Raw genomic sequence first — 15597 nt, forward strand, 5'->3', positions numbered from 1 at the left:
GCCCGTGGCATTGTGGCACGGCCGAACCCGGCTTTAACCGCCGCGGGGGAAATCCGGCGGCAAAAGTGCCTTCAGGGGCTCTGACCTAGGCTTCGACCCGGACGTCGTAGTCCTCGATCACCGTGTTGGCCAGCAACGTCTCGGCCATCTTGCGCACTTCCGCGAGCGCCGCCTCATCGGCCGGGCCCTCGATCTCGACCTCGAAACGCTTGCCCTGGCGCACGGCGGAGACGCCGGAGAAGCCGAGCCTCGGCAGCGCTCTGGCGATCGCCTGGCCCTGCGGGTCGAGGATCTCGGGCTTCAACATGACGTCCACGATGACGCGGGCCACTGCGTTCCTCCTGGAAGCGGGTGGTGGATGGGAAGCACAGCCTACCGGCGCGTGTGGCTGCCGACACAACGGGAACGGGGAGGACATGGGGCTTGCGCACAGGGCTGTGACGTCTGCCACGATGGCCCCGACAGCGGGCGAACCACCACCTAACGGTTCGCCGCGAAGAAGGCTGGCCTAAGGTGGCAACCCCATCGACACCAGCCCCGACCAGCAGGAGTGGCATGACAACCGACGCCTCTCGTGGTGCCGAAGCACCTCCGGAGCTCGTCCAGCTGCTCACCCCCGAGGGCGAGCGGGTCGAGCACCCCGACTACGACATCGACCTGAGCCCGGAGGAGGTCCGGTCGCTCTACCGCGACCTGACGCTCGTCCGGCGCATCGACCTGGAGGCCGTGGCGCTGCAGCGCCAGGGCGAGCTGGGCATCTGGGCCTCGCTGCTCGGCCAGGAGGCCGCCCAGATCGGCTCGGGCCGCGCTCTGACCGACTCCGACATGGCCTTCCCCACCTACCGCGAGCACGGCGTCGCCTGGTGCCGCGACGTGGACCCGGTGAAGCTGCTGGGGCTGTTCAGGGGGGTCAACCACGGCGGGTGGGACCCCGAGGAGCACAACTTCCACCTGTACACGATCGTGATCGGCAGCCAGACCCTGCACGCGGTCGGCTACGCCATGGGCATCCAGCGCGACGACGCCAACGCCGCCACGATCGTCTACTTCGGTGACGGCGCCACCTCGCAGGGCGACGTCAACGAGTCGTTCATCTGGGCCAGCGTGTTCAACGCGCCGATCGTGTTCTTCTGCCAGAACAACCAGTGGGCCATCTCCGAGCCGCTGGAGAAGCAGACCCGCATCCCGCTCTACCGCCGGGCCTCGGGCTTCGGCTTCCCCGGCATCAGGGTCGACGGCAACGACGTGTTCGCCTGCCTGGCCGTGACGCGCAAGGCGCTCGAAGCCGCCCGTACGGGGCAGGGGCCGACGCTCATCGAGGCGTTCACGTACCGGATGGGCGCCCACACCACCACCGACGACCCCACCCGCTACCGGGTGGCCAGCGAGCTGGAGGCGTGGAAGCTCAAGGACCCGATCGAGCGGGTCAAGTCCTACCTGTTCAAGAACGAGCTGGCCGACCAGGCGTTCTTCGACTCCGTGGACGCCGAGGCCGACCAGCTCGGGGCCGACCTGCGCAGGCGCTGCCTGGCCATGCCCGACCCGGAGCCGCTCGACATCTTCGACCACGTCTACCGCGAGCCCCACTCCCTGATCGACCGGGAGCGCGCCCAGTTCGCCGGGTACTTGGAGGGGTTCCGTGACTGAGTCGTACCGGCCGGCCGTGGTGGCGGTCGCGAAGGAGGCGTCGTGACGATCCTGAGCCTGTCCAAGGCGCTCAACGAGGGCATGCGCAAGGCCATGGAGGACGACCCCAAGGTCCTCATCATGGGCGAGGACGTCGGCAAGCTGGGCGGCGTCTTCCGGGTCACCGACGGCCTGCAGAAGGACTTCGGCGAGGACCGTGTGATCGACACGCCGCTGGCCGAGTCGGGCATCATCGGCACCGCGATCGGGCTGGCGCTGCGCGGCTACCGGCCGGTGTGCGAGATCCAGTTCGACGGGTTCGTCTTCCCGGCCGCCGACCAGATCATCACCCAGCTGGCCAAGATGCCGATGCGCTCGCTGGGCGCGATCAAGCTGCCCGTCGTCGTCCGCATCCCCTGCGGCGGCGGCATCGGCGCGGTCGAGCACCACAGCGAGTCGCCCGAGGCGTACTTCACCCACACCGCGGGCCTGCGCGTCGTCTCCTGCTCCAACCCGGCCGACGCCTACACCATGATCCAGCAGGCCATCCGCAGCGACGACCCGGTGGTGTTCTTCGAGCCCAAGCGCCGCTACTGGGAGAAGGCCGACATCGACACCGCCGCCACCGACTGGTGGATGCCGCTGCACGCGGCCAAGGTGGTGCGGCCGGGCGCCGACGTCACGCTGCTGGCGTACGGGCCCATGGTCAAGACCTGTCTGGAGGCCGCCACGGCGGCCGAGGACGACGGGCGCTCGCTTGAGGTCGTCGACCTGCGCTCGCTCAACCCGCTGGACGAGCCGCTGATCATGGAGTCCGTACGCCGTACGGGCCGGGTCGTGGTGGTCCACGAGGCGCCGGTCAACAGCGGCCTCGGGGCCGAGCTGGCGGCGCGGATCACCGAGGAGTGCTTCTACCACCTGGAGTCACCCGTGCTGCGGGTCGGCGGCTTCTCCACCCCCTACCCACCGTCGAAGCTGGAGGAGCACTACCTGCCCGACCTGGACCGGGTGCTCGACGCCGTCGACCGGGTCTTCGGGTACTGAGGGGGTTGTCGATGCGACGCGAGTTCAAGCTGCCCGACGTCGGCGAGGGGCTGACGGAGGCGGAGATCGTCCGCTGGCACGTCAAGGCCGGCGACGACGTCAAGGTCAACCAGATCGTGGTCGAGATCGAGACCGCCAAGTCGATCGTCGAGCTGCCGATCCCGTGGGACGGCGTGGTGGCGGACCTCATGGCGGGTGAGGGCGACACGGTCGACGTGGGCGCCCCGATCATCGCCGTGGAGACGTCCGAGCCCGGCGCCGGCGGCCCGGGGGAGACGACCGCCGCGCGGCCGAAGGCCGTCACGGGTGCGGGAGCCCCGGCCAGGAGCACGGTCGAGGCGCTGGCCGACGACCTGGTGCCGAAGCCGCCGGCCGAGGGCGCGGTCGAGCCGGGCGCGCACGGCAGCCCCGCCCCCAAGGAGGAGCGCCAGGCGGTCCTGGTCGGCTACGGCGTCAAGACCGGCACCACCAAGCGCCGCCCGCGCAAGGGCATCCCCGCAAACCCGGTCGCCAACCCGTCCAGGGTGGAGCTGGACACCCCACCGGCCCAGCCCGCCCCTCAGACGGCTCCTCAGCCCGCCCCTCAGGCGGCCCCGGCCGCCCCCACGCCCGCCCGGGTCGCCGTGCTGGCCAAGCCTCCGGTACGCAAGCTCGCCAAGGACCTGGGCGTCGATCTGACCGCCGTCACCGGCACGGGCCCGCAGGGCTCGATCACCAGGGACGACATCCAGGCGGCGGCCAGTGCCGAGGAGCAGGCGGCGCCCGTTCAGGCGCCCGTCCAGGTGCCCGGGCAGAGGCCCGTTGGGGAGCAGCGCGAGGAGCGCGTCCCCGTCAAGGGCGTCCGCAAGATGACCGCCCGCGCCATGGTCACCAGCGCCTTCACCGCCCCGCACGTCACCGAGTTCCTCCAGGTGGACATGACGCTCACCATGGAGGCGGTCCAGCGGCTGCGGACGATGGCGGAGTTCGCCGAGGTCAAGGTCTCCCCGCTGCTCCTGGTGGCCAGGGCCGTGCTCACGGCGGCGCGGCGTCACCCGATGATCAACTCCTCCTGGGACGAGGAGGCCCAGGAGATCGTGGTCAAGCACTACGTCAACCTGGGCATCGCCGCCGCCACCCCGCGCGGCCTGGTGGTGCCCAACGTCAAGAACGCCCACGAGCTGTCGCTCCCCGGCCTGGCCAGGGAGCTGGCCCAGCTGGCGGAGACGGCCAGGGCGGGCCGTACGCAGCCGGCGGAGATGTCCGGCGGCACCATCACCATCTCCAACGTCGGCGTGTTCGGCGTGGACGGCGGCACCCCGATCATCAACCCCGGCGAATCGGCCATCCTCGCCGTCGGTCAGGTCAGAGACATGCCGTGGGTGGTGGACGGCGCGCTGGCGGTGCGCAAGGTGGCGACCCTGTCGCTCTCGTTCGACCACCGGATCGTGGACGGCGAGCTCGGCTCGATGTTCCTGCGCGACGTCGGCGCGATGCTGGAGGACCCCGTCCGCATGCTCGCCTGGAGCTGAACCCCCCCACAGGCCGCGAGACCGGTACGGCGATCGCCGGGGGGACCCCTCTCCCGGCGATCGCCGTACGGTGGGGACGCCCGCACCCCGAACACGTCAGAGCGGCCGGGGCCCGGATTTGATACACGGTTAAAGTGGCTTTCATGATTCGCCACATCGTGCTGTTCACCTGGACCGAAGAAGCGACCGACGAGCAGAAGGCCAGGGTGGTCACCGAGCTGGGCAAACTGCCCGGCCAGATCCCCCAGCTGCGCTCCTACACGGCCGGCGCCGACGTGGGTGTCAACCAGGGCACGTGGGACTTCGCCGTGGTGGCGGACTTCGACAACGTGGACGACTACCTCGTCTACCGCGACGACCCCGGCCACCAGGCCGTGATCGCCGAGCACATCAAGCCGATCGTGGCCGGCCGCGCGGCCGTGCAGATGAGCGTCTGACCCGCACCCGGGCCTCTCGCCGGGCGAAGCCCCGTCAGAGGTCCGGCGGGTTGTTCTCGCGGTGCATCAGCCTGCCGTCGGACGTCTGGCCCCGCCGGGGAGCCAGCACGATGCTCAGCACCACGCCCACGCCGCCGACGATCATGAAGATCACGCCGATGATGTCCATGTGGACGGACTCACCGAACACGTCGGGCTCGATGGCGAATTTCAGGATGGCGCCAAGCGTGAGGAAGAAGATGCTGACCCCGACACCCATGACGACCTCCAGGCAAACGGCGAGTACAGCCACGGTCATACCCGGGTATAGCCGATCACACCCGTCACTCGTCAGGCGAGACACGACAGTGGCCGGCCGCCGTTGTAGGCGATCATGTCGAGCACGGCCGTGACCACGTCGATCGGGGCGCCGAGAGGCTGTCCGTCGAGTTCGGCGTAGGCGCGGTGCAGGTTGCCCACGATCCGCTCGGAGTCGAGCAGCCCCGCCCATTCGCCCAGATCGCTCTCCCTGGCCGCCTCCAGCGGCGTCAGCCCCGCCTGGCGCCCGCGCCTGGCCGTCTCCTGGACGAAGCGCAGATAGGCCGCCACGGGCTCGTACGCCTCCGGCCCGCACACCTCCCCGTGCCCCGGCACGACCGTCTCGGCCCCCAGCTCACTGAGCTGTTCGAGCGCCTGGAGCGTCCCGGCGACCGAGCCCATGAGCACGAACGGCGTTCCGCCGTTGAAGACCAGGTCGCCGGAGAACAGCAGCCGCCGCCCGGGGATCCACACGTAGGAGTCGTTGGTGGTGTGCGCCGCGTGCCCCACGTGCCTGACCTCGCAGCGCAGGTCGTCGGAGTGCAGCGTGATCCGGTCGGTGAAGGTGAGGAACGGCGGCGCGAGTTCGAGCCTGCCCCACTCCACCTCGGGCGACCAGGCGGCGCGGTAGGCGGGCATCCCGTCGGCGATGATCTGCTCGCGCACGCCCTCGTGCCCGACGATCGTGGCCTCGGGGAAGAGCCAGTTGCCGAACGTGTGGTCGCCGTGGTGGTGGGTGTTGACCAGCGTGGTGATCGGCCGGTCGCTGACCTTGCCGATCGCTTCGCGAAAGGCCCTGGTGCGGCGCTCGGTGGAGCAGGCGTCGATGACGACGACGCCGTGCCGCCCGGCCAGGAACCCGGTGTTGTTGATCCACCAGCTGCCGTCGGGCTGCACGTAGGCGTACACGCCGTCCGACACCTCTTCGACCCGCGGCGGCGGCAGGGCGGCCGGTTGGTGGTCGTCGTGCGGGGATGAGCTCATGCCGGGGAACCTACTTGCCCGGCGGGCCGGCGGGCTGTGTCCCCGACGACAGAACGCCCGCACGGAGGTGCGGGCGTTCCTGGACGGGAGGGGGCCTAGAAGGCCTCTTCCGGCAGCTCCATGAGCTCCTGCCCGGTGGAGTCGAGCACGCGCCGCTCGGCGGACAGCCGGGGCAGCACGGTCTTGGCGAAGAAGGAGGCGCCCGCGACCTTGCCGAGGTAGAACGGGTCCTCGCCCGCGGCCAGCCTGGCCAGCGCCACCTCGGCCTGACGCAGCAGCAGCCAGCCGATGATCAGGTCGCCCAGCGCGAGCAGCAGCCGGGTGGTGTTCAGGCCGACCTTGTAGATCTCCTCGGGCTTGTCCAGCGAGCCGAGCGCCCAGCCCGCCATGGTGTCGCCCATCGCCTTGACCTCGGCGGCGGCCTCAAGGAGCAGCTTGCGCTCCTCCTTGAGCCGGCCGTTGCCCGCGTCGGAGCCGGCGAACTCGGTGATCTCGCTCAGCAGCGCGCCCACCGCCGCGCCCTGGTTGCGCAGGATCTTCCTGAAGAACAGGTCCTGGCCCTGGATCGCGGTCGTGCCCTCGTACAGGGAGTCGATCTTGGCGTCGCGGATGTACTGCTCGATCGGGTAGTCCTGCAGGTAGCCGGAGCCGCCCAGGGTCTGCAGGGAGCGGGAGAGCAGCTCGTACGACCGCTCGGAGCCCACGCCCTTGACGATGGGCAGCAGCAGGTCGTTCATCGCGTGGGCGTGCCGGTCGGCGGGGTCGATGAGCAGCGTGTCCTGGTACGTGGCCGTGTAGAGCACCAGGGCGCGCATTCCCTCCGCGTACGTCTTCTGCAGCATGAGCTCGCGCCGCACGTCCGGGTGGTGGGTGATGCTCACCCTGGGCGAGCTCTTGTCGGCCATCTTGGCCAGGTCGGCGCCCTGCTTGCGGGACTTGGCGTACTCCAGGGCGTTCAGGTAGCCGGTGGACAGCGTGGCGATGGCCTTGGTGCCGACCATCATGCGGGCGTGCTCGATCACCATGAACATCTGCTTGATGCCCTCGTGCACCTCGCCGACCAGCCAGCCGACGGCCGGGTGCCTGTCGCCGAAGGTCAGCTCGCAGGTCGTGGAGACCTTCAGGCCCATCTTCTTCTCGACGTTGGTGACGTAGACGCCGTTGCGCTCGCCCAGCTCGCCGGTCTCCAGGTCCACGTGGTACTTCGGCACCAGGAACATCGACAGGCCCTTGGTGCCGGGGCCGTGGCCCTCGGGGCGGGCCAGCACGAGGTGGAAGATGTTCTCCGTCAGGTCGTGCTCGCCGCTGGTGATGAAGCGCTTGACGCCCTCGATGTGCCAGGTGCCGTCGGGCTGCCGCACCGCCTTCGCGCGCCCGGCGCCCACGTCGGAGCCGGCGTCCGGCTCGGTGAGCACCATGGTGGCGCCCCAGTTGCGCTCGATGGCCAGTTCGGCGAAGCGCTTCTGCTCGGGCGTGCCCACCTGCCACAGGGTGTAGGCGAAGTTGGGGCCGGCCGCGTACATGTAGAGCGCGGGGTTGGCGCCCAGCACCATCTCGGCGGTGGCCCAGGCGAGCGTCCTGGGGATGCCAGGGCCGCCCAGGTCGGCGGGCAGGTCCTGGTGCGCCCAGCCGCCGTCGATCAGCGCTTTGTACGACTTCTTGAAGCCGGGGGGAACGGTCACGGACGCGGTGGCCGGGTCGAACACGGGCGGATGCCGGTCGCCCTCCTCGAAGGAGTCGGCCAGCACGCCGGTCGCCAGGCGGTTCATCTCGTCCAGGACGCTGCGGGCGACGTCCTCGTCCACTTCCGCGAACGGCCCCGTGCCGAGGATCTCGCTTCTCCCGAAGACCTCGAAGAGGTTGAATTCCAGGTCACGCAGGTTGCTCTTGTAGTGGCCCATGGGCGTCGATCTCCTTGAACCGAGACATCTGTACTGGCGGGTAACCTTACTCTGAAATGCTACCCGCGGGTAACCCGCGCCATGCATGGCATGCTCGTCTCCATGGACGCCGAAGAACTCGCCGCCAGGTGGCGAGAGCGACTCGAATCCTGGGCGATTCCGGACGAGATCCTGGCCAAGGCTCCGGTGGACCCGTGGAGTCATTCGCCTGAGAGGTTCGGCACCCGTACCGACAGGGCGCTGGCCGAGCCCGACGACGGCCCCACCATGACGCGCCTGTCCGAGGCCCTGCCCGACCACGGCACCCTGCTCGACGTGGGATCGGGGCCCGGCGCCGCCTCGCTGCCGCTGCACAAGCGCATCGGCCACCTCTACGCGGTCGACAGCTCCGCCTCCATGCTGGAGGGGCTGGCGGCCAGGGCGGAGAAGCTGGGCGTGCCCGTCACGACGGTCCACGGCCGCTGGCCGGACGTCGCCGACCAGGTGCCGACGGCCGACGTCACGGTGGCCGCGCACGTGGTCTACAACGTGCCCGACCTGGCCGGCTTCCTGCGCGCGCTCGACGCCCGCACCCATGGGCGGGTGGTGCTGGAGCTGCCGCACCGCCACCCCATGAGCTGGATGACGCCGCTCTGGCAGCACTTCCACGGCGTCGACCGGCCCGTGCGGCCTATCGCGGAAGACTGCGTGGCGCTGGTCGCGGCGCTCGGGTTCGCGGTGCGGGTGGAGGAGAGGGAGGCTCCGCTGGAACGTTTCAGCTCACTTGACGAGCTGGCAGCCAGCGCTGTCAGGCGGGTCTGCCTCGATCCGTCCAGGGCCGAGGAGGTGGGGCAGACGGCGGCCGAGCTGGGCATGTGGCCGTTGCCGCGCGACCGCTGGGTCACGATCTGGTGGGAATGACCCCCGTGCGGGCGCCGTTGGCTTAGATGAGCCGCGATCGGCTCCCGGACGAGACGCGCCGTACCCGGAAAGCGAAGACGACGCACCGAGTCAGTCTCGTTCCGGAGGGGTTCGTCATCATGGCGTGGATCATCCTGGTGCTGGCCGGCGTCTTCGAGGTCGCCATGGCCCTGTCACTCAAGCTCAGCAGCGGCTTCACCCATCTGTGGTGGACGCTGTCGTTCCTGCTCACCGCCGTGCTCAGCTTCGGCCTGCTCTCGTACGCGCTCAGGACGCTGGAGGTCGGCACCGCCTACGCGGTCTGGACCGGCGTCGGCGCGGCGGGCACCGCGATCCTGGGCATGATCGCCATGGGCGACGAGGTGTCGTGGCCCCGGCTCGTCTCCATCGCCCTGATCCTGGCCGGGGTCATCGGCCTGCGAACACTGGCTTGACGTCTTCGGTGGTGTCGGGTTGGGTGGCGGCGTGATCGAAATTCATGCCGTCACCATCGACGCCCACGACCCGTACGAGATCGCCACCTGGTGGAGCAAGGCCACCGGGCTGCCTCTGGGCGAGGGTGACAAGCCCGGCGACGACGAAATCATGCTGCGCACGAAGCAGGACCCGTTCGTGCTGTTCATCCGCGTCCCCGAGGGCAAGACGGTCAAGAACCGGCTGCACCTCGACGTCAACGCGACCGAGGGCAGGACTCGTGACCAGGAGGTCGAGCGGCTGGTCGAGCTGGGCGCGACGATCTTCGACGACCTGCGCAAGCCGGACGGCACCGGCTGGGTCACCATGCTCGACCCCGAGGGCAACGAGTTCTGCGTCTGCAGGAGCCAGGCGGAGCGGGAGGCCACCGCCGGCTGAGCCGGGGCTCACCGGCTCGATCGCGCGCGTCCCTGCATCGTGAGCGTCAGGACGGCGGAGATCAGGTAGACGAGCGCGCCGTGCCACGCGGCGTCCCAGGCCGAGCCGAAGACCCCGTCGCCGTCCAGGACGAGCTGCACCGGGTAGTCGAGTACGGCCACGATGGCGGCGGGCAGGAGCGAGAAGCGCCACGGATGCTGCAGCGACCAGAGCCGGGCCTGGCGGGTGACCCGGTCGCCCACCTCCGGCTTGGACACCGCGCCGATGGCGGCGATCAGGGCGAACAGGCTGATGCCCAGCCCCAGCGCCCACACCGGGTCGCCGCCCTCGGTGAGCAGGCTCACGCCGAAGCCGGCCGCGGCCGCGACACCGCCGCCGACCGCGGCGGCCTTCCAAGGAGCGCCACGCAGAGCGGCGCCGGAGAGCGATACCTCATCGCGTCGACTGATTTCGTTCATGTCAGCAATGCTGCCTTTTGTCCCACCCTGGGGGCATCGGGGACGGACCCTGAGCTGTCCCTGACATGATTTCCGGCATGCAGGACATCGACATTGTGCGGCTCGGCCCCGCCGAAGGGCCCCGGCTGCGTGAGGTGCGGCTACGCGCGCTGCGCGACTCACCCGACGCGTTCGGCTCCTCGTACGACCGCGAGCTCGCGTTCGAGCCCGAGACCTGGGCGGAACGACTGGCGAACCCGGAGTCGCGCTGGTGGGTGGCCACCCGCGCCGGCCAGGACGTCGGCCTCGTGTGCGTGCTGCTGGAGGAGCAGGGCGCGCACCTGCTGTCCATGTGGGTCGCCCCCGAGGCCAGAGGCGCCGGCGTGGGCTCCCGGCTCGTGGACGAGGCCGTGGAGTGGGCCAGGGGCACGGGAGCCGGGCGGATCGGCCTGTGGGCCGTGGACGAGAACCACGCCGCCAGAGCCCTCTACACCCGCAAGGGCTTCACCCCCAGCGGTGAGATCATGGCCCTGCCGTCCAACCCCGCGCTGATGGAGTCCCACTACGTGCTGAACCTCGTCTTCCGCCAGGCCCGCAGGCAGGACGTGCCCGCCGTCGTGGCGATGCTGGCCGACGACCATCTCGGCGCCGCGCGCGAGGGCGATCCGAACGACGAGCGCTATCTCGCCGCCTTCGACCGGATCGACGCCAACCCCCACGACGAGCTCATCGTGGCCGAGCGGGACGGCAAGGTGGTGGGGACGATGCAGCTCACCTACCTGGCCGGGCTGTCCCGGCTGGGCGCCGAACGGTGCCAGATCGAGGCCGTCAGGGTCGCCGCCTCCACCCGCGGCCAGGGGCTCGGCCGCGAGATGATCACGTGGGCGATCGACCGGGCGCGGGCGCGCGGGTGCGCGGTGGTGCAGCTCACCTCCGACAAGTCCCGTACGGGCGCGCACCGCTTCTACGACTCGCTCGGCTTCACCGCCTCCCACGAGGGATACAAGCTCACACTGGGGTGATCTCGACCAGATTGTCGTGGAAGGCCGGCCCCCTGCCCATGTCGCCGTCCCGCTCGGCCACGACCGCGTTGGGGCCCGCGCCGCCGGGGCTTAGCTTGGGCCAGTGCCCCTTCCGCGAGGCCACCACCCCGGCCGCCACCCGGTCGCTGACCTCCACGTCGGCCAGGAACTCGCCGCCGTCGTTGTGCACGCGCACGCGCCGGCCGTCCACCAGCCCGCGCGCCGCCGCGTCGGCCGGGTTGACCAGCACCACGGGGTCCTTGGCCCGGCGGCGCAGCTCGGGGTTGTTGCCGAAGGTCGTGTTGAGGAACGTGTGCGAGGCCGGCGTGATCAGCGTCAGCGGGTACGGCGAGCCCCCCGCCGCGGCGGCCGTGTGCGACGGCACGTACGCCTGCCCCGGGGGAGGGAAGCGCAGCCGCCCCGACGGCGTCGGGAAGCCCTCGGCGAACGGCGTGAAGGGCCGCGGGTAGCTCATCCGCATCCAGCCCTCCTTGCGCAGCCTGTCCAGGGTGATGCCCTCAAGCGACGGATGCCCGCTGCTCAGCAGCTGCTCGGCCAGCTCCAGGTCCGAGTCGAACAGCGACGGCTCGGTCATCCCCATGTGCGCCGCCAGCCGCCGGAACGTCTCCGTGGTGGACAGGCACTCGCCCGGGGGCGGCACGGCCTGCTCGTTCCACAGCAGGTACATGTGCCCGTACCCGGCGTGCAGGTCGTGGTGCTCCGTCTGCATGGTCGCGGGCAGCACGATGTCGGCGTAGTCCACGGTGTCGGTCGGGAAGTGCTCCATGACCACCGTGAACAGGTCCTCGCGGGCCAGGCCGCGCCTGATCGCGTTGGCGTCGGGGGAGGAGCCGGCCGGGTTGGCCGCGTACACCCACAGGCACTTCACCGACTCCAGCTGGGAGGCCAGCTTGGTCATCACCAGCGTGCGCACGGGCTTGGCCAGCAGGTCGTCCCGCCGGTCGACGTCGAGGTGCACGTGGTCGCTGGTGGAGAAGGCCAGGCCGCCGCCGGGGTGGCGCCAGTCGCCGGTGACGCCGGGGATGGCGGCGATCGTGCGCAGCGCCGCGCCGCCGCCGGCGTGCCGCTGCAGGCCGTGCGTGGCGCGCAGCGCGGTCGGGCGCGTGTGGGCGAGCCTCATCCCCAGCCTGTGGACGGCCTCGGCCGGGATCCCCGTGATCTCGGCCACCCGCTCGACCGGGTAGCGCAGGATCTCCTCGCGGAACTCGGCCCAGCCCTCGGTGTGCTCGGCGAGATACTCCTCGTCCTGCGCGTTCTCGGCCAGCACGACGTTGAGCAGCCCGAGCGCGAGCGCCCCGTCCGTGCCCGGCCTGATCGCGAGGTGCTCGTCGGCCTGGTCGGCGGTCCTGGTGCGGATCGGGTCGATGGCGACGACGTGGGCGCCGTCCGCCCGCGCGTCCTGGATGAACTTCCACAGGTGGTGCCCGGTGGTCAGGGTGTTGGTGCCCCAGAGCAGAATGAGCTTCGACAGCGCGAAGTTCTCCGGGTCCATGCCGCCCGCGGTCCCGTTCGTCCGGCGCAGGCCGCTGTTGCCGGCCGCCGAGCAGATGTTGAGCCAGTGCTTGGAGGCGCCCAGCATGTTCCAGAACCGCCGCCCCGCCACGCCTTCGCACCCTTGCAGGTAGCCCAGCGAGCCGGTGCCCAGATAAGGCCAGATCGCCTCGCCGCCGTGTTCCTCGACGATGCCCCGCAGCCGTACGGAGATCTCGTCCAGCGCCTCTTCCCACGTGATCCGCTCGAACTGTCCCGAGCCCTTCGGCCCGACCCGGCGCATCGGATGGAGGATGCGGTCGTCCGCCCTGGTGTGCTCCAGGTAACGGTTGACCTTCACGCACAGCGCGCCCCTGGTGTAGGGCTGGTCGGGGTTGCCCCGCAGCTTCACCGCCGCGCCGTCCTCCACGGTGACCACCCAGGAGCAGGTATCCGGACAGTCAAGCGGACATGCTCCCAAAACACTCAATTCACCCGGCATGAGAAACAGCCTACGTCCCAGGGGAGCGCCGGGAAATCGGAGATGAAGGGTGGGAACTTCAGCGTGTAGCCTGCCCCCTGCGACGACTGGAGAACGATCGACGACACTGGGGGGCGGAGATCGTACGGTCCGGCACGGGAAGGGGCAGAATCTCTCTCGGTGGCCGATATCAGGGAACGAGACAACACGGAGGACCTCACCGAGGAGGATCCAGCCGTGGCTGAGTCGCGCCAGGAAAACGACGTCTACGTCGTCGAGCCGCTGCTGCCCCAGCGCCTGCGCCGGCCCTCCGACCTGCTGCGCTTCATCGCCACGATCCTCGTCCTGGCCGCCGTCGTCCTGCTCGCGCTGGTCGCCAAGCAGACGCTGATCGGGCTGGAGGCCGACGTCAAGGAGGGCGCGGAGCTCGTCCCCCTGCTCAGCAGGATCGCCGCCTTCCTCGGCGGCGCCGCCGTCCTCATCGTGCCCGCCGCCTTCGCGGTCGAGCGGGTCTTCCACCGCGACGGGCTGCGTGTCGCCGAAGGGCTGATCGCCGCCATCGTCGGCATGGCCGGCTCGTTCCTGCTCGGGCAGTGGCTCGTCGGGGGCAACGCCAATGACCTGCGCGTCCTGCTCACCGGCGGGCGCGAGATGGAGCCGCTCAACACGCTGCTCACCTCGGTCATCGCCTACGCCACCGCCGTCCGCATCTCCCGCCGCCCCACCTGGCGCATGCTGATGTGGACCACGATCGCCCTGTACATCCTGGCCTTCTTCTCCGGCCGCCAGATCACCATCCCCAGCGCCATCGTCACCGTCCTCGTCGGCATGGCCATCGGCTACGCCACCCTCTACGGCGTCGGCAGCCCCAACACCAGACCGGCCGGCAGCGCCGTGGTCGCCGCGCTGCGCAAGCTGTCGTTCTCGCCGGTCTCCGCCCGCCGCATCGAGGACGACCACCAGGGCAGCCGCCGCTACGCCATCGGCCTGCGCGACGGCTCCAGCCTCGACGTGACCGTGCTCGACCGCGACCGGCAGGTGGCCGGGCTCCCCTACCGGCTGTGGCGCCGCTTCCGGCTCAACTCCGAGACCAGGCGGCGGGCGATCAGGTCGCTGCGGGCCGAGCTCGAACGCGAGGCGCTCATGGCGTACGCGGCCCAGGCGGCCGGCGCCAGCACCCCCCGCCTGCTCGGCACCAGCGAGATCGGCACCGAGGCCGCGCTGCTCGCCTACGAGCACATCGAGACCCGCCCGCTCGACGAGGTCCCCGACGAGGAGATCGGCGACGACCTGCTCGCCCAGATCTGGGAGCAGGTCGAACTGCTGCAGATCCAGCGCCTGGCCCACCGCCGCCTCACCGGCGACAGCATCCACGTCGACGGGGCGGGCCGGGTGATCCTCACCGACGCCCGCAGCGGCGAGGTCGCCGCCGGAGACCTGCTCCTGCGGCTCGACGTCGCCCAGCTGCTCACCTACCTGGCGCTGCGGGTCGGCCCCGAACGCTCCGTGCGCGCCGCGTCCGCCGTGATGGGCCCGGACGCGCTGGCCGCCGCCATGCCGCTGCTCCAGCAGATCGCGCTGACCAGGGAGACCCGCTCGGCGCTGTCGAAGGCCAAGAACGTCCTGCCCGGCATCCGCGAGCACATCGTCGCGCTCAAGCCGCAGAGCAAGGTCGAGGAGGTCCGCCTCGAACGGTTCCGGCCACGCACCCTGATCACGATCATCGCCAGCGCCATCGCCGCCTACATCGTGCTCTACCAGCTCAGCCAGGTGGACGTCTACCAGGTCGTCACCACGGCCAACTGGGCCTGGTCGGGACTCGCCCTGGTGGCGTCCTTCGCCAGCTTCGTGGCCGCCGCGTTCATGCTGCGCGGGTTCGTCCCCGAGCACCTGCCGCTCTGGCGCACGGTGCTCGTGCAGTTCGCGTCGTCGTTCGTCAAGCTGGTCGCGCCCGCCGCCGTCGGCGGCGTCGCGATCAACACGCGCTACCTGCAGAAACGCGGCATCCCGCCGGCCAGCGCGGTGGCCAGCGTGGGCGCCTCGCAGCTCATCATGCTCGTCTTCCACATCTCGCTGCTGGCCCTGTTCGCCTACATCACCGGCTCCACCACCGCGACCTCGTTCACGCCGTCACGCGGCCTCGTCCTGGTCATGCTGGCGGTCGCCGTGCTGGTGGTGGCGGTGCTCGGCATCCCGCCGCTGCGCCGGCTGCTCACCACGCGGATGAGCAAGCTGTTCTCCAACGTGCTGCCCAGGCTGCTCGACGTGTTGCAGTCGCCGCGCAAGATGATCGAGGCGTGCGTCGGCACGCTCATGATCACGCTGATGTTCGTGCTGTGCCTGCACGCCTGCATCGCCGCCTTCGGCCATGAGATCAGCTTCACCGCCGTGGCGGTCGTCTTCCTCACGGCCAACGCGATCGGCTCGGCCGCGCCCACACCGGGTGGTCTGGGCGCGGTCGAACTGGCGCTGGTGGGCGGCCTGGTGCTGGCCGGGGTGCCGAAGGAACTGGCCACCTCGGCCGTGCTGCTGTACCGGTTGCTCACGTTCTGGCTCCCGGTCCTGCCCGGCTGGGCCTCCTTCACCTACCTCCAGCGGCACGAAGCCCTCTGAG

The 15597-nt window shown here is 70.4% G+C and carries 15 protein-coding genes and 1 riboswitch; of the genes, 9 read left to right on the forward strand and 6 right to left on the reverse strand.

The features are described from left to right. Positions 1-85 precede the first annotated feature (85 nt). Complete coding sequence (gene purS, locus OIE67_RS51445) at positions 86-331, reverse strand: phosphoribosylformylglycinamidine synthase subunit PurS (RefSeq protein WP_106241811.1); 246 nt, start codon at positions 329-331, stop codon at positions 86-88. Positions 332-555: 224 nt separating this feature from the next. On the opposite strand from purS, the gene pdhA reads away from it, so the two are divergent. The 4 genes from pdhA to OIE67_RS51465 all read left to right on the forward strand — a co-directional run bounded on the left by pdhA (position 556) and on the right by OIE67_RS51465 (position 4618). Further along, entirely contained in the window at positions 556-1647 is a 1092-nt protein-coding gene (pdhA, locus tag OIE67_RS51450) for a pyruvate dehydrogenase (acetyl-transferring) E1 component subunit alpha (protein ID WP_326634470.1), read from the forward strand. 42 nt (positions 1648-1689) lie between these two features. Further along, positions 1690-2670, forward strand: a complete 981-nt coding sequence (locus OIE67_RS51455; RefSeq protein ID WP_326634472.1) for an alpha-ketoacid dehydrogenase subunit beta — start codon at positions 1690-1692, stop codon at positions 2668-2670. Between the two features lie 11 nt (positions 2671-2681). Next, positions 2682-4181, forward strand: a complete 1500-nt coding sequence (locus OIE67_RS51460; RefSeq protein ID WP_326634474.1) for a dihydrolipoamide acetyltransferase family protein — start codon at positions 2682-2684, stop codon at positions 4179-4181. Between the two features lie 143 nt (positions 4182-4324). Continuing rightward, positions 4325-4618, forward strand: coding sequence for a Dabb family protein (locus tag OIE67_RS51465; RefSeq protein ID WP_106241818.1), 294 nt, complete (start codon positions 4325-4327; stop codon positions 4616-4618). A gap of 34 nt (positions 4619-4652) precedes the next feature. Here OIE67_RS51465 and OIE67_RS51470 read toward each other — a convergent pair whose 3' ends face one another. The 3 genes from OIE67_RS51470 to OIE67_RS51480 form a co-directional block, all read right to left on the reverse strand. After that, a complete protein-coding gene (locus OIE67_RS51470; protein ID WP_326634478.1) occupies positions 4653-4910 on the reverse strand; it encodes a hypothetical protein in 258 nt (85 codons plus the stop codon). 38 nt (positions 4911-4948) lie between these two features. Continuing rightward, entirely contained in the window at positions 4949-5899 is a 951-nt protein-coding gene (locus OIE67_RS51475) for an MBL fold metallo-hydrolase (RefSeq protein WP_326634480.1), read from the reverse strand. A 95-nt stretch (positions 5900-5994) separates the two neighbouring features. After that, positions 5995-7800, reverse strand: a complete 1806-nt coding sequence (locus OIE67_RS51480) for an acyl-CoA dehydrogenase (protein ID WP_326634482.1) — start codon at positions 7798-7800, stop codon at positions 5995-5997. A gap of 102 nt (positions 7801-7902) precedes the next feature. On the opposite strand from OIE67_RS51480, the gene OIE67_RS51485 reads away from it, so the two are divergent. From OIE67_RS51485 to OIE67_RS51495, 3 genes are all read left to right on the forward strand, one after another. Continuing rightward, positions 7903-8700 carry a class I SAM-dependent methyltransferase gene (locus OIE67_RS51485; protein ID WP_245955936.1) on the forward strand — a complete coding sequence of 266 codons (798 nt, stop codon included), beginning with the start codon at positions 7903-7905 and terminating at the stop codon, positions 8698-8700. A 25-nt stretch (positions 8701-8725) separates the two neighbouring features. Beyond that, a riboswitch (guanidine-III (ykkC-III) riboswitch) is annotated at positions 8726-8787 on the forward strand. Between the two features lie 32 nt (positions 8788-8819). Beyond that, on the forward strand, positions 8820-9134 hold the full coding sequence (locus OIE67_RS51490; RefSeq protein ID WP_106241944.1) for a DMT family transporter: 315 nt from the start codon (positions 8820-8822) through the stop codon (positions 9132-9134). Between the two features lie 31 nt (positions 9135-9165). Beyond that, positions 9166-9552 (forward strand): VOC family protein, encoded by a 387-nt coding sequence (locus OIE67_RS51495; protein WP_326634486.1) that lies wholly within the window; start codon positions 9166-9168, stop codon positions 9550-9552. Positions 9553-9560: 8 nt separating this feature from the next. Here OIE67_RS51495 and OIE67_RS51500 read toward each other — a convergent pair whose 3' ends face one another. Then, positions 9561-10010 (reverse strand): hypothetical protein, encoded by a 450-nt coding sequence (locus tag OIE67_RS51500; RefSeq protein WP_181307606.1) that lies wholly within the window; start codon positions 10008-10010, stop codon positions 9561-9563. 77 nt (positions 10011-10087) lie between these two features. Between OIE67_RS51500 and OIE67_RS51505 the strand changes: the two genes are divergently transcribed. Beyond that, positions 10088-11011: a GNAT family N-acetyltransferase gene (locus tag OIE67_RS51505; RefSeq protein ID WP_326634489.1), complete on the forward strand. Its 924-nt coding sequence runs from the start codon at positions 10088-10090 to the stop codon at positions 11009-11011. Here the strand turns inward: OIE67_RS51505 and OIE67_RS51510 are convergent. Next, positions 10998-13004, reverse strand: a complete 2007-nt coding sequence (locus OIE67_RS51510; RefSeq protein WP_326634491.1) for a molybdopterin-containing oxidoreductase family protein — start codon at positions 13002-13004, stop codon at positions 10998-11000. The two genes, OIE67_RS51505 and OIE67_RS51510, sit on opposite strands and share 14 nt — an antisense overlap. Positions 13005-13220: 216 nt before the next feature. Here OIE67_RS51510 and OIE67_RS51515 point away from each other — a divergent pair, with 216 nt between their 5' ends. Continuing rightward, complete coding sequence (locus tag OIE67_RS51515) at positions 13221-15596, forward strand: lysylphosphatidylglycerol synthase transmembrane domain-containing protein (protein WP_106241951.1); 2376 nt, start codon at positions 13221-13223, stop codon at positions 15594-15596. Position 15597 lies beyond the last annotated feature (1 nt).

The sequence above is a fragment of the Nonomuraea fuscirosea genome, assembly GCF_035917475.1.
Taxonomy (GTDB): domain Bacteria; phylum Actinomycetota; class Actinomycetes; order Streptosporangiales; family Streptosporangiaceae; genus Nonomuraea; species Nonomuraea fuscirosea.